Annotated in this window: 9 protein-coding genes; 6 read left to right on the top strand and 3 right to left on the bottom strand. The window is 60.0% G+C overall.

The features are described 5' to 3' along the window. Nucleotides 1–34 precede the first annotated feature (34 nt). Together AAEZ06_RS12985 and AAEZ06_RS12980 are read left to right on the top strand one after the other, a co-directional pair. Nucleotides 35–619, top strand: coding sequence for a PilZ domain-containing protein (locus AAEZ06_RS12985; RefSeq protein WP_149412904.1), 585 nt, complete (start codon nt 35–37; stop codon nt 617–619). A gap of 66 nt (nt 620–685) precedes the next feature. Beyond that, nucleotides 686–1,408, top strand: coding sequence for a glycerophosphodiester phosphodiesterase (locus AAEZ06_RS12980; protein WP_149412903.1), 723 nt, complete (start codon nt 686–688; stop codon nt 1,406–1,408). Between the two features lie 42 nt (nt 1,409–1,450). On the opposite strand, the gene sthA is transcribed toward AAEZ06_RS12980, so the two are convergent. Further along, nucleotides 1,451–2,845 (bottom strand): Si-specific NAD(P)(+) transhydrogenase, encoded by a 1,395-nt coding sequence (gene sthA, locus AAEZ06_RS12975; RefSeq protein ID WP_149412902.1) that lies wholly within the window; start codon nt 2,843–2,845, stop codon nt 1,451–1,453. Nucleotides 2,846–3,034: 189 nt separating this feature from the next. Then, nucleotides 3,035–4,006, bottom strand: a complete 972-nt coding sequence (locus tag AAEZ06_RS12970) for an FAD:protein FMN transferase (protein ID WP_371923857.1) — start codon at nt 4,004–4,006, stop codon at nt 3,035–3,037. A 313-nt stretch (nt 4,007–4,319) separates the two neighbouring features. Here AAEZ06_RS12970 and AAEZ06_RS12965 point away from each other — a divergent pair, with 313 nt between their 5' ends. Continuing rightward, on the top strand, nt 4,320–5,612 hold the full coding sequence (locus AAEZ06_RS12965; RefSeq protein WP_149412900.1) for an MFS transporter: 1,293 nt from the start codon (nt 4,320–4,322) through the stop codon (nt 5,610–5,612). A gap of 64 nt (nt 5,613–5,676) precedes the next feature. On the opposite strand, the gene AAEZ06_RS12960 is transcribed toward AAEZ06_RS12965, so the two are convergent. Further along, entirely contained in the window at nt 5,677–7,140 is a 1,464-nt protein-coding gene (locus tag AAEZ06_RS12960) for a glyceraldehyde-3-phosphate dehydrogenase (protein WP_149412899.1), read from the bottom strand. A gap of 340 nt (nt 7,141–7,480) precedes the next feature. Between AAEZ06_RS12960 and mfd the strand changes: the two genes are divergently transcribed. The 3 genes from mfd to AAEZ06_RS12945 are packed head-to-tail and all read left to right on the top strand — an operon-like array spanning nt 7,481 to nt 14,213. Further along, entirely contained in the window at nt 7,481–10,930 is a 3,450-nt protein-coding gene (gene mfd, locus AAEZ06_RS12955; RefSeq protein ID WP_149412898.1) for a transcription-repair coupling factor, read from the top strand. A gap of 10 nt (nt 10,931–10,940) precedes the next feature. Next, a complete protein-coding gene (locus AAEZ06_RS12950) occupies nt 10,941–11,510 on the top strand; it encodes a CsiV family protein (protein ID WP_350614565.1) in 570 nt (189 codons plus the stop codon). A 9-nt stretch (nt 11,511–11,519) separates the two neighbouring features. Then, nucleotides 11,520–14,213 carry a DEAD/DEAH box helicase gene (locus tag AAEZ06_RS12945; protein WP_149412896.1) on the top strand — a complete coding sequence of 898 codons (2,694 nt, stop codon included), beginning with the start codon at nt 11,520–11,522 and terminating at the stop codon, nt 14,211–14,213. Nucleotides 14,214–14,239 lie beyond the last annotated feature (26 nt).

Genomic DNA, 14,239 nt, shown 5'->3' with positions numbered 1-14,239 from the left:
ACACTCAGACCATCACCGCTACCTTGGGTTCGCCATGTCGACATTAGATGAAGAAGATCGTCGCGAATACTACCGTATCGACGACATGATCGCACTCCAAATCAGCAGCCTGTCTGCCGCGCAAGCGCAGAGCAAGGAAATGTTGCTGGATGATTCCCAACTGTTCAATCTGCTCAGCGAATTGCACCTGAGTGAATTCGAATCCCAGCACCTGCTGCGCCAGATCGGCGAGCACGACCGCACCCTGGCCGCGTTCCTCAAAGTGCAGAACAAACGCATGGACCTGCTCAGCCAGGTCATGGCGCAGAGCCTGCTGGGCAAGATCGGCGCACCGCAGCCGGTGGTCATCTCCGAAGGTGGCATCGAGTTCCAGCACCCCACGGCGCTGGCGCCCGACAGTCATGTAGCGGTCAAGCTGGTGCTGATGCCCCAGGCGCTGGGCCTGCTGTTGCGGGCCAAAGTCACCCATTGCGATGCCAGGGGGGACCGTTTTGACGTTGGCACCGAATTCGAAGCCATGACCGACGCCCAACGCCAGCTACTGGCGCGCTATATCCTGCAGAAGCAGGCCCAGGAGCGACGCCTGGCACGGGAACAAAGCGAAGCCCAAGACACCTGAATTCGAATACCGTCTGGCACGCTGTGCCATTCATCCCGCCAGGACGCCTGGCGTAAAGGAGCAATTGTGACCCTGATTTATGGCCACCGCGGTGCCAAAGGCGAAGCACCGGAAAACACCCTGACCAGCTTTCAGGAATGCCTCAAGCACGGCGTTCGACGCTGCGAACTGGACTTGCACCTGTCCATGGACGGCGAGCTGATGGTCATCCACGACCCCACCCTCAAGCGCACTGCCGAACGACGCGGCAAAGTGGTTGAGTATTCGGCGGCTGACCTTGTGAAGATCGACGCACGCAAGGGCGGCCCTGGCTGGGTCAATCCGTGCCCGATTCCGCGCCTGGAAGAACTCTTCGAACAGTGCGATTTCGACCACTGGCAACTGGAAGTCAAAAGTGCCTCACGCACCCGCGCCGCCACCACAGTGTTGGCGATCAGGGAAATGGCTCAGCGTTTTGGCTTGATGGACAAGGTCACGGTGACCTCAAGCTCGCGGGAAGTATTGAAAGCGGCGCTGGACCTCACCCCGGACCTGTCTCGCGGGCTGGTCGCCGAATACGCCTGGCTCGACCCATTGAAGGTCGCGCAAAGTTATGGCTGTGAGATTCTGGCGTTGAACTGGACATTGTGCACCCCTGAGCGACTGGCCAAAGCCCAGCGCCAAGGGCTGCACGTGTCCGTGTGGACAGTCAACGAACCGGCGCTGATGCGCAGGCTCGCCGACTTCGGCGTAGATAGCCTGATTACAGACTTTCCCGGTTTGGCCACTGCCACCCTCGGGAATTACTGAAATCGGTCTCCCCGGCCGGCTCAGGCCACCGGCCGGAGCCGCTCAAAAAAGCCGGTTGAGGCCGTCGTAGGCCGCTACTCGATAGGCTTCAGCCATGGTCGGGTAGTTGAACGTGGTGTTGACGAAATACTTGAGGGTATTTTGCTCACCCGGCTGGTTCATGATCGCCTGGCCGATGTGCACGATCTCCGAGGCCTGGTAGCCGAAGCAATGCACGCCAAGGACTTCCAGAGTCTCGCGATGAAACAGGATCTTCAGCATGCCCTGGGGCTCACCGGCAATCTGTGCGCGAGCCATGCTCTTGAAGAACGCCTTGCCCACTTCGTAAGGCACCTTGGCCTTGGTCAGTTCGTGCTCGTTCTTGCCGATAGAGCTGATCTCGGGAATGGTGTAGATCCCGGTCGGCACATCGTTGACGTAACGCCAGCTGCCGTTGTCCACAATACTGCCAGCGGCCGAGCGGCCCTGGTCGTGGGCGGCACTGGCCAGGCTCGGCCAGCCGATCACGTCACCGGCACCGTAAATATTGGTCACGCAGGTGCGATAGTTCTCGTCCACCTCGATCTGACCACGGCTGTTGACCTTGACCCCGACGTTCTCCATGCCCAGCTTGTCGGTGTTGCCGGTACGGCCGTTGCACCAGAGCAAGGCGTCGGCCTTGATCTTCTTGCCGGACTTCAGATGCAGGATCACACCGTTATCCAGGCCTTCAACGCGGTCGTATTCCTCGTTGTGGCGCACGGTGATGTTGTTGTTGCTGAAGTGATAGCTCAACGCCTGGGAAATTTCCGAGTCGAGGAAGCTCAGCAACTGGTCGCGGTTGTCCACCAGTTCCACCAGTACACCCAGGCCACTGAAGATCGAGGCGTATTCACAGCCAATCACGCCGGCGCCATAGATGATCAGTTTGCGCGGGGTGTGGCCCAGGCTAAGAATGGTGTCGCTATCGTAGATACGCGGGTGATGAAAATCGATATCGACCGGGCGGTACGGACGCGAGCCCGTGGCGATGATGATGTGCTTGGCCACCAGTGTTTCGACCACGCCATTGGCGCAGACCACTTCGATGGTTTGCTCGTCGGCGAAGCTGCCGGTGCCGAAGAACAGATCGACGCGATTGCGGGCGTAGTAGCCGGTACGCGAGGCGACTTGTTTGGCAATGACTTTTTCAGCGCTCTTGAGCACGTCCGGGAACGAGAACCAGCGCGGCTCACCAATGGCCCGGAACATCGGGTTGGTGTTGAACTGCATGATCTGGCGCACCGAGTGACGCAAGGCCTTGGACGGGATGGTACCCAGGTGGGTGCAGTTACCGCCAACCTGGCGACGGGTATCGACCATCGCCACCTTGCGCCCTGCTTTCACGGCGTTCATCGCCGCACCTTCTCCAGCTGGGCCGGAACCCAGTACCACCACGTCGTAGTTGTAGACAGCCATGCGTACTCCTCAGAACAGGCCAGGCGCACGGTTGGGCGCCTGGCTAAATCATGCCGCGGCCAGCGGTCATGAAGGATCAATGTGGCTCAGGTGTGTGAACCAGGGCACAGTCTATATAAGCCTCAGCGCCGCGCACATTAACCCTTGGTCGCGTCGTAGGCCAGTTTTGCCTTTACTACACAATGCTTGTTATGGCTTGGGCGCCGTCAGTTGCTCAAATGCCTTGTTGCTGCGTGTGACAAAACCAGTCCCCTCGCGCATCACAAAAAACGCCGCTATCTGGTGTTTTTCTGCGTATTCCCAGCCTTGCTCAGGCCCCAGGACCAGTAACACTGTCGACAGGCCATCGGCCATCAACGCCGACGGTTGCAGCACCGTGACCGACGCCAACTGATGGGAGATCGGCGCACCGGTACGGGCATCCAGAGTATGGGAATACCGGCGACCATCCTGCTGGAAATAATTGCGATAGTCACCCGATGTCGACACACCGAAGCCATCCACGGCGATGATGCGCTCGGCGATTTGCTGGTCGTCGCGGGGTTCTTCCAGGCCCACGCGCCAGGGTGATCCGTCGGGCTTGCGGCCGGCAGCCTTGAGTTCGCCGGTGGCTTCGGCAAGGTAGTCGTGGATGCCCAACTGGTTCAGCCGCTCGGCGATACGGTCTACCGCGTAACCGGCGGCGATACTGTTGAAGTCCACCTCAACGGCGGCGTCCTTGCACAGTTGATTGCCATCGATGCGCAAATGCTGGTGGCCGACACGCTGGCGGGCATCGGCAAGGGTCGTGGCGTCCGGTATTTTTATCTCGCGAGCCTGAGGGCCGAAGCCCCAGAGGTTCATCAACGGCTCGACCGTCAGATCGAAAGCACCATCGCTGGCCTGGGACAATTGCTCGCCCGTGCGCACCAGATGCAGGATCGGCTCCGGCATCCGCTGGCAGCTGTTGGCCGGCAGGTCGTTGAAACGCTCGATGTCGGAATCACTGCGGTAGGTCGACATCTGCCGGTCGACCTCGCCGAGAATAGCTTCCACCTGCCGCTGGACCTCGGCTGGTTCCGGCGTACCGGGGCCGCGGACGTACTTGATCGAATAGGTGCTGCCCATGGTTGGGCCGCCAAAACTTTCCAGGGTCTGGGCAGCGTTACAACCCGTAAGCATTACCAAACAAACAACCACTACATCGCGTAAACCGCCCATGGGCATCAAACCTTATCTCTATCGAACTGATTGAGCCTGTACTCAAACATAGTTTCAGGACTGGCCATTATGCGGCATTCAGCCGCCCGCGATATCGCTTCAGAAAAAACAACAGCTGCGGTAATTAGCCAGCTTGCTAACGGTTTTTATTGCCCACGCCGCAAGATACACATATCGTTACAAAACTGTTCAGAGCAGCCTCGTGCCAAGACTTTGCAGCCAGGACGAGTAGCGACCAGGGATTTCCAACAAGATAGCCAGTTGAGTAAACGACATGTCCACCACCACGGGCAAAGGCAAGGCGATCTTTCGCGTTGTCAGCGGCAACTTCCTTGAAATGTTCGACTTCATGGTCTATGGCTTCTACGCCACGGCCATTGCCAAGACCTTCTTCCCTACCGACAGCGCCTTCGCTTCATTGATGCTGTCTTTGGCCACCTTCGGTGCCGGGTTCCTGATGCGCCCGCTGGGGGCGATTTTCCTCGGTGCCTACATCGACCGTCACGGCCGTAAAAAAGGCCTGGTGATCACCCTGGCAATGATGGCCGCCGGTACGGTGCTGATTGCCTGCGTTCCAGGCTACGCCACCCTGGGAGTGGCCGCGCCGTTGATCGTGCTGTTTGGCCGCCTGCTCCAAGGCTTTTCTGCCGGTGTCGAGCTGGGAGGTGTGTCGGTGTATCTGGCGGAAATCGCCACACCCGGCCGCAAGGGCTTCTTCGTCAGTTGGCAGTCCGCCAGCCAGCAAGCCGCAGTGGTATTCGCAGGCCTCCTGGGCGTCAGCCTGAACCACTGGCTAAGCCCGGAAGAAATGGGTGACTGGGGCTGGCGCGTGCCGTTCCTGATCGGTTGCCTGATCGTACCAGTGATTTTCGTGATTCGTCGTTCCCTGGAAGAAACACCGGAATTCCAGGCTCGCAAACACCGCCCTACACTGCAGGAAATCGTCCGATCCATTGGCCAGAACTTCGGCATTGTGCTCGCGGGCATGGCGCTGGTGGTGATGACTACCGTGTCGTTCTACCTGATCACCGCCTACACCCCGACCTTCGGCAAGGCCGAATTGCACCTGTCGGACTTCGACGCGCTGCTGGTAACCGTGTGCATCGGCATCTCCAACTTCATCTGGCTGCCGGTGATGGGTGCGGTGTCCGACAAGATCGGCCGTAAACCGCTGCTGCTGGGCGCGACCATTCTGGCAATCCTCACCGCTTACCCGGCGCTGTCCTGGCTGGTAGCCAACCCGAGCTTTACGCACCTGCTGATTGTCTTGTTGTGGCTGTCGTTCCTGTACGGCTCATACAACGGCGCCATGGTCGTAGCACTGACCGAAATCATGCCGGTAGAAGTACGTACAACCGGCTTCTCCCTGGCCTACAGCCTGGCGACCGCGACCTTCGGCGGCTTTACCCCGGCGGCCTGTACCTACCTGATCCATGTGCTGGACAACAAGGCGGCACCGGGGATCTGGCTCAGTGGTGCGGCGGTGTTGGGGCTGGTTGCAACCCTGGTGCTGTTCAAGGGTAATCGCCATGAAGTACGCACCGCAGAGGCTGCTATAGCTCGCTAAGGGGTTAAATCGCAGATAAAAAAACGCCCCGACTAATCGGGGCGTTTTCATTTACCGCTGATGCTTAGCGCGGGAACGCTGGCGGGTTGACCCCGGCCATGTCTTCCATCACGCGAACCACCTGGCAGCTGTAACCGAACTCGTTGTCGTACCAGACGTACAGAACAGCGCGGTTGCCTTGGCAGATGGTCGCTTCAGCGTCCACCACGCCAGCATGGCGCGAGCCAACGAAGTCGGTGGAGACCACTTCCTGGGAATTGACGAAGTCGATTTGCTTATGCAGATCAGAGTGCAGCGCCATGTAGCGCAGGTACTCGTTCATCTCTTCACGGGTGGCTGGCTTCTCAAGGTTGAGGTTTAGGATAGCCATCGACACGTTTGGCGTCGGCACACGGATCGCGTTACCGGTCAGCTTGCCAGCCAGCTCAGGCAGGGCCTTGGCAGCAGCGGTGGCAGCACCGGTCTCAGTGATCACCATGTTCAGCGCGGCGCTACGGCCACGGCGATCGCCCTTGTGGAAGTTGTCGATCAGGTTCTGGTCGTTGGTGTACGAGTGAACGGTTTCGACGTGACCGTTGAGGATGCCGAACTTGTCATTCACAGCCTTGAGCACCGGCACGATGGCGTTGGTGGTGCAGGAAGCGGCAGACACGATCTTGTCGTCAGCGGTGATTTCAGCGTGGTTGATACCGTGAACGATGTTCTTCAGCTTGCCTTTGCCAGGCGCGGTCAGAACAACGCGGTCGATACCCGGGCAGGCCAAGTGCTGGCCCAAGCCCTCGGCGTCACGCCACACACCGGTGTTGTCCACCAGCAGTGCGTTCTTGATGCCGTACTGGGTGTAATCCACCTCGGTCGGGTTCTTCGCGTAGATCACCTGGATCAGGTTACCGTTAGCGGTGATGGTGTTGTTTTCTTCGTCGATGGTAATGGTGCCGTTGAACGAACCGTGCACCGAATCGCGACGCAAGAGGCTTGCGCGCTTGGTCAGGTCGTTGTCGGCACCTTTACGCACAACAATGGCACGCAGGCGCAGGCCGTCGCCGCCACCGGTTTTTTCGATCAGGATGCGCGCCAGCAGGCGGCCGATACGACCGAAACCGTACAGGACAACGTCGGTGCCTTTACGGGCGCAAGCGCCCTGCTGGCCAACCACAGCGGCCATTTCTTCACGGACGAACTGCTCGGCAGTTCGGCCATTGCCCTGGGCCTTGAACTTGACGGCCAATTTACCGAGATCCACCGAAGCCGCGCCGAGCTTGAGCTCGCTCATGGCTTTAAGCAGAGGGAATGTTTCGTGGACGGAAAGTTCGACATCGTCAGACTGACGGTGGCGAGCAAAGCGATGAGCCTTGAGAATCGCGATGACTGACTGGTTGATCAGGCTGCGGCCATAGATCGAGCTAACCACGCCGTTATTGCGGTATAGCTGACCGATAAGTGGAATCATCGCTTCCGCAAGTGCTTCACGGTCGATCCATTCACCAAGACACTGGTCGGGCTTCTGAGTCACGGGAACCTTCCACATGTAGGGGCTGAAAAAAGGGGCTACATTATGCCGCCCAGTCGCCCTCTGAGCAATGCGCGCGCCACAACAAAACCCTTTGCGAAAAACACACGCCCCGCGCCAGCCCAGTAAATACGCGGCCTTCAGGACACCCCCAAAGCGAGAGCCCTTGGCCACTTGTCCGTAACCCTCCGAAACATATGGCTAATCCGGCACTACATATTGAGCTAAATGGCCCCATTGTTTGTCTTAGCCACTACATTTTCCTCAATACGTATTAGGCACAGTCTACAACTGACAGGCGGCACCCGAGGCCGTTACAATTACCGACTTTGTCGCAACGCTTGGAGCTCAACCTTCCGTGCCCGTTCTGCGTCTACCGCTACTCCCTGCCGCGGCAGGTAAACAGCACTGGGGCAATCTCCCCGGTGCAGCCCTGAGCCTGGCGATTGCCGAGGCTGCCAGCGCTGCCAAGCGCTTCACCTTGCTGCTGACCGCCGACAGCCAAAGCGCCGAACGGCTGGAACAGGAGCTGAGTTTCTTTGCCCCGGACTTGCCGGTGCTGCACTTTCCCGACTGGGAAACCCTGCCCTACGATCTGTTCTCGCCGCACCAGGACATCATTTCCCAGCGTATCGCCAGCCTGTACCGGCTGCCGGAACTGGCTCATGGCGTGCTGGTGGTGCCAATCACCACAGCCCTGCACCGCCTGGCACCGACCAAGTTCCTGCTGGGCAGCAGCCTGGTACTGGATATCGGCCAGAAGCTCGACGTCGAGCAAATGCGCACACGGCTTGAGGCCAGCGGCTATCGCTGCGTCGACACGGTGTACGAGCATGGCGAATTCGCGGTACGCGGAGCGTTGATCGACCTGTTCCCGATGGGCAGCAAACTGCCGTACCGGATCGACCTGTTCGACGACGAAATCGAAACCCTGCGCACCTTCGACCCGGAAAACCAGCGGTCCATCGATAAGGTGCAGTCGATCAAGCTGCTGCCGGCTCGGGAATTCCCACTGCAAAAAGACGCCGTCACCCGCTTCAAGGCGCGTTTTCGCGAGCGCTTTGACGTGGACTTCCGCCGCTGCCCGATTTTCCAGGACTTGAGCAGCGGGATTACCCCTGCCGGTATCGAGTACTACCTGCCGCTGTTCTTCGACGAAACCTCCACCCTCTTCGACTACCTGCCCCAGGACACCCAGGTGTTCTCCCTGCCGGGCATCGAACAGGCCGCGGAGAACTTCTGGAATGACGTGCGCAACCGTTATGAAGAACGCCGCGTCGATCCCTCCCGTCCTTTATTGCCACCCGCCGAGCTGTTCCTGCCGGTGGAAGACTGCTTCGCCCGGCTGAAAAATTGGCCGCGAGTGGTCGCCAGCCAGCAGGATGTGGATACCGGCGTCGGCCGCGAACGCTTCCCGGCGCAAGCCTTGCCGAACCTGGCCATCGAAGCCAAGGCCAACCAGCCACTGGAAGCCTTGTCCAATTTCCTCGCTGACTTCTCCGGCCGCGTGCTGTTTACCGCCGAATCCGCCGGCCGGCGTGAGGTTCTGCTGGAACTGCTGGAACGCTTGAAGCTGCGGCCGAAAACCGTCGACAGCTGGCCGGATTTCATTGCCAGCAAAGAGCGCCTGGCGATCACCATCGCCCCGCTGGACGAAGGTTTGCTGCTGGATAATCCGGCCCTGGCGCTGATTGCCGAAAGCCCGCTGTTCGGTCAGCGGGTAATGCAGCGTCGCCGTCGGGAAAAACGTGCTGACGGCAATAATGACGCGGTGATCAAAAACCTCACCGAGCTACGCGAAGGCGCGCCGGTGGTGCATATCGATCACGGTGTCGGCCGCTACCTGGGCCTGCAGACCCTGGAAATCGATAACCAGGTCGCCGAATTCCTCACTATGGAATATGCCGAGGGCGCCAAGCTCTACGTGCCGGTCGCCAACCTGCACCTCATTGCCCGCTACACCGGCAGCGACGACGCCCTGGCGCCGTTGCACCGCCTGGGCTCCGAAACCTGGCAGAAAGCCAAGCGCAAGGCCGCCGAACAAGTGCGCGACGTCGCCGTCGAGCTGCTGGATATCTACGCCCGCCGTGCGGCCCGCGAAGGCTATGCCTTCGCCGATCCAAAAGCCGACTATGCGACCTTCAGCGCCGGCTTCGCCTTCGAAGAAACCCCGGACCAGCAAACCACCATCGACGCCGTGCGCGCCGACATGCTCGCCCCCAAGCCGATGGACCGCCTGGTCTGCGGCGACGTGGGTTTCGGCAAGACCGAGGTGGCGATGCGCGCCGCCTTTATTGCCGTGCATGGCGGCCGCCAGGTGGCGATCCTGGTACCCACCACCCTGCTCGCTCAGCAGCACTACAACAGCTTTCGCGACCGCTTTGCCGACTGGCCGGTGACCGTGGAAGTGATGAGTCGCTTCAAGTCGGCCAAGGAAGTGAATGCGGCCATTGCCAATCTGGCCGAAGGCAAGATCGACATCGTCATCGGCACCCACAAGCTGCTGTCGGACGATGTGAAGATCAAGAACCTGGGCCTGGTGATCATCGACGAAGAACACCGCTTCGGTGTCCGTCAGAAGGAACAGCTCAAGGCCCTGCGCAGTGAGGTCGACATCCTGACTCTCACCGCCACGCCGATCCCGCGAACGCTGAACATGGCCGTGTCGGGCATGCGCGACCTCTCGATCATCGCCACGCCGCCAGCGCGGCGTTTGTCGGTGCGCACCTTCGTCATGGAGCAGAACAAAAGCACGGTCAAGGAAGCCCTGCTGCGCGAGCTGCTCCGTGGCGGCCAGGCCTACTACCTGCACAACGACGTAAAAACCATCGAGAAATGCGCCGCCGACCTTGCCGAACTGGTGCCAGAAGCGCGGATCGCCATCGGCCACGGGCAGATGCGCGAACGCGAACTCGAACAGGTGATGAGCGACTTCTACCACAAGCGCTTCAACGTGCTGATCGCCTCGACCATCATCGAGACCGGCATCGACGTACCGAGCGCCAACACCATCATCATCGAGCGCGCCGACAAGTTCGGCCTGGCGCAGTTGCACCAGTTGCGCGGCCGGGTCGGGCGCAGTCACCACCAGGCCTACGCCTATTTGCTGACGCCACCGCGCCAGCAAATCACCTCCGACGCACAGAAGCGCCTGGAAGCCATCGCCAATACCCAGGACCTGGGGGCTGGCTTTGTGCTGGCCACCAACGACCTGGAAATCCGTGGCGCCGGCGAGTTGCTGGGCGACGGCCAGAGCGGGCAAATCCAGGCCGTGGGTTTCACCCTTTATATGGAAATGCTCGAACGAGCGGTGAAAGCCATCCGCAAGGGCGAGCAGCCGAACCTCGATCAACCCCTGGGCGGCGGCCCGGAAATCAACCTGCGCTTACCGGCGTTGATTCCCGAAGACTACCTGCCGGATGTCCATGCACGGCTGATCCTGTACAAACGCATTGCCTCGGCTACCGACGAAGAAGGCCTAAAAGACCTGCAAGTGGAGATGATCGACCGCTTCGGCCTGTTGCCGGAACCGACCAAGAACCTGGTGCGCCTGACCCTGCTCAAATTGCAGGCCGAGCAGTTGGGGATCAAGAAGGTCGACGCCGGCCCTCAGGGCGGGCGCATCGAGTTTGAGGCGCAAACCCCGGTGGACCCGTTGGTACTGATCAAGTTGATTCAGGGCCAGCCCAACCGCTACAAGTTCGAAGGGGCTACGCTGTTCAAGTTCATGGTGCCGATGGAACGCGCCGAAGAGCGCTTTAATACATTGGAGGCGCTGTTTGAGCGACTCATCCCGAAATCTGCTTGAAGGACGCCCCATGCGCCTGTTCCGTATCCTGAGCCTGTTGTTGGTAGTGGTGTGTGCACCTGCGGCATTTGCCGATAGTTTGTATCAGGTAGAAATGATCCTGGTCCGCCAGAATGCCGAGCCGGTGATCGGCAGCCGGGCGGCGCCGGAAGACTGGGACGCCGGGGCGCGACGCCTGGGCAGTGACAAAATGAGCCCGCCGCGCCTGAACAACATCGTCGACAAGCTCAACGCCGACAGCAACTACACCGTGCTGTTGCACAAGGCCTGGGAACAGAACCTCGGCGAGCAGCCGGTCAATATCGCCATCAGCGACGGTGCGGAGCAGTTCGGCCAGTTTCCCCTCCAGGGCACCCTGAAGCTGCAACTTGGGCGCTTTACCGACGTGGACGCGAGCTTCTGGATCAACCAGTTCGACAACAATGGCAACGTAACCGCCAGCGAACACCTCAAGCAAACCAGCCACACCAAGAACAACCAGCTCAACTACCTGGATAACGGCCAGTTGGCGCTGCTGATCAAGATCACTTCGCTGACCGCCAAGCCGCCCAGCGCTGCGCCGCCCGATGTTCAGGACTGATCCAGCACCATGCCCCTGACGTCGTCGCTGACCAAACCCCTGGCCCCTTCGTGGGCCAATCGTTTCAAAGAGCAAAGCCTGGAGCGTGGCCGGCGCTACGCCCTGGAAAACCGCGTGCGCATCGTCGAATCCGGCGACAGCACCATCATCGCCAGTTGCGAAGGCTCCGGCGGCAACGTCTATCGCCAGACCATCTCGTTGCGCGAGTCCACCAAGGGCATGCTGATCCTGGTGGACAGCCGCTGCACCTGCCCTGTGCATACCAACTGCAAACACATTGCGGCGGTGCTGCTTAAAGTCCAGGAAACCCTGGCCTACCCGGCGGCGGCACAGGATGCCGAGTTGCTGGAGAAGCTCCAGGCAGTGCTGGATAACCGCGTGGTGCTGCCGCAAGTGGTGCTGGATAACGTGCAGCCCATCCCGCGATTGTGGCTGGCCAGTATCGAGTTCAGCGCCTTCGAGCCGCGTAACGGCAAGATGCAGCGTTATATCCAGCATCGCGCGGCGCTGTCCTTCAACTACCAGGGCAACTACGTCAGCGGCCAGAAGAACGCCGACATCATTGTCCGCCAGGAAACGCAAAGCCTGCGAATCAAGCGCCACCCCGAGGTCGAACAGCAATTTCGCGAACAACTGCGCCTGCTCGGCTTCAAGATCGCCACCCGCCAGAGCAAGGCTCTGCCGGAAAGTGCAGGCGAACTGTTCGAGATGGTCAACGACAGCGCTTGGCTGAATTTCACCCTTAATGCTTCACCCGGATTACGGGCCCAGTGTTGGGAGTTGCAGATCGATGAGGATTTCGGCTTCGACCTCAGCACCGTGGACGACTGGTACGCCACCGTCGACGAAGTGCCGGAGCGCGACTGGTTCGACCTGGAACTGGGGATCATCGTTAACGGCGAACGGCTGAGCCTGCTGCCAATCCTGTTGAACCTGATGCGTTCCCACACCGAAATCCTCAATCCGGAAAAACTTGCCCGCAGGCGCGATGACGAGCTGATTCTGGTCAACATTCCCGGCCTACCCAATGGCGGCCACGGCCCGCTGCAAGTGGCGCTGCCCTATGGCCGGCTGAAACCGGTGCTGGCCACCCTTGGCGAGTTTTACCTGCAAGAGCCCGGCGCCACCACCTTGCGCCTGGCCAAGGCTGACGCGATTCGCCTCAACCCACTGGAAGACCTGCCACTGCAATGGGAAGGCGGTGATCAGATCCGCAACTTCGCCCAGCGGCTGCGGGACATCAAGGACTTCGCCGTTGTCGCGCCGCAGGACTTGAACGCAACCTTGCGTCCCTATCAGCTGGAAGGCCTGAGCTGGATGCAGTCGCTGCGGCAACTGGAAGTGGGCGGGATTCTTGCGGATGACATGGGCCTGGGTAAAACCCTGCAAACCCTGGCGCATATTCTCATCGAGAAAATCGCCGGGCGCCTGGACCGGCCGTGCATGGTGGTGATGCCCACCAGCCTGATCCCCAACTGGCTCGATGAAGCGGCGCACTTCACCCCGCAGCTCAAGGTGCTCGCGCTGTACGGTGCCGGGCGCAAGAAACATTTCCCGCAACTGCAGGACTATGACCTGCTGCTGACGACCTACGCCCTGCTGCCCAAGGACATCGAGCAACTGGCCGCCCAGCCCCTGCACGTATTGATCCTCGACGAAGCGCAGTACATCAAGAACCCCAACAGCAAGGCTGCCCAGGCCGCCCGCGAGCTGAATGCCCGCCAGCGCCTGTGCCTGAGTGGCACGCCGCTGGAAAACCACTTGGGCGAACTCTGGTCGCTGTTCCACTTCCTGCTGCCGGGCTGGCTCGGTGACGTGAAAAGCTTCAACCGCGACTACCGCGTGCCCATCGAAAAGCGCGCCAGCGAGGTGCGATTACAGCACCTTAACGGCCGGATTAAACCTTTCCTGCTGCGCCGTACCAAGGAACAGGTGGCCACGGAGCTGCCGCCCAAGACCGAGATCATCCACTGGGTCGAACTCAATGAGGCGCAGCGTGATGTGTATGAAACCATGCGTTTGGCGATGGACAAGAAAGTCCGCGATGAGATTACCCGCAAGGGCGTGGCCCGCAGTCAAATCATCATTCTGGAAGCGCTGCTGAAGTTGCGTCAGGTATGTTGCGATTTGCGGCTGGTGAATGACGCCACCCTGCCCGCTCGCGGCAGCAGCTCCGGCAAGCTCGACAGTTTGATGGAAATGCTGGAGGAACTGTTTGCCGAAGGGCGCAGGATTCTGCTGTTTTCCCAATTCACCTCGATGCTCAGCCTGATCGAAATCGAACTAAAAAAGCGCGGCGTCGCCTATGCGCTGCTCACCGGCCAGACTCGGGATCGACGCACACCGGTGAAGGACTTTCAGAGCGGCAAGTTGCAGATCTTCCTAATCAGCCTCAAGGCTGGCGGCGTTGGCCTTAACCTGACGGAAGCCGATACGGTGATCCACTACGACCCATGGTGGAACCCCGCCACGGAAAACCAGGCCACCGACCGAGCGTATCGTATTGGCCAGGAGAAGCCGGTGTTCGTCTATAAGATGATCGCCCGCGGCACCGTGGAGGAAAAGATTCAGGCGCTACAGCAGGAGAAAGCTGATCTGGCTGCAGGTGTGCTGGATGGCCGGACGACCGGGGATTGGAAATTGGGCAATGAGGATATTGAAGCGCTGTTTGCGCCGCTGCCCAATAAGCAGGAAAAGCGCTGACTTTTACGGTGACTCTTAAACCGTCA

Source organism: Pseudomonas sp. HY7a-MNA-CIBAN-0227, assembly GCF_040310325.1.
Classification (GTDB): Bacteria; Pseudomonadota; Gammaproteobacteria; order Pseudomonadales; family Pseudomonadaceae; genus Aquipseudomonas.
This window is presented reverse-complemented; position numbering and strand designations above follow the sequence as displayed.

Bases quoted from the DNA above. Each gene is read 5' to 3' on its own strand.
- AAEZ06_RS12985 (WP_149412904.1), top strand. From the start codon at position 35: ATGTCGACATTAGATGAAGAAGATCGTCGCGAATACTACCGTATCGAC.
- sthA (WP_149412902.1), bottom strand. From the start codon at position 2,845: ATGGCTGTCTACAACTACGACGTGGTGGTACTGGGTTCCGGCCCAGCT.
- AAEZ06_RS12970 (WP_371923857.1), bottom strand. From the start codon at position 4,006: ATGCTTACGGGTTGTAACGCTGCCCAGACCCTGGAAAGTTTTGGCGGC.
- AAEZ06_RS12965 (WP_149412900.1), top strand. From the start codon at position 4,320: ATGTCCACCACCACGGGCAAAGGCAAGGCGATCTTTCGCGTTGTCAGC.
- AAEZ06_RS12960 (WP_149412899.1), bottom strand. From the start codon at position 7,140: ATGTGGAAGGTTCCCGTGACTCAGAAGCCCGACCAGTGTCTTGGTGAA.
- AAEZ06_RS12950 (WP_350614565.1), top strand. From the start codon at position 10,941: ATGCGCCTGTTCCGTATCCTGAGCCTGTTGTTGGTAGTGGTGTGTGCA.
- AAEZ06_RS12945 (WP_149412896.1), top strand. From the start codon at position 11,520: ATGCCCCTGACGTCGTCGCTGACCAAACCCCTGGCCCCTTCGTGGGCC.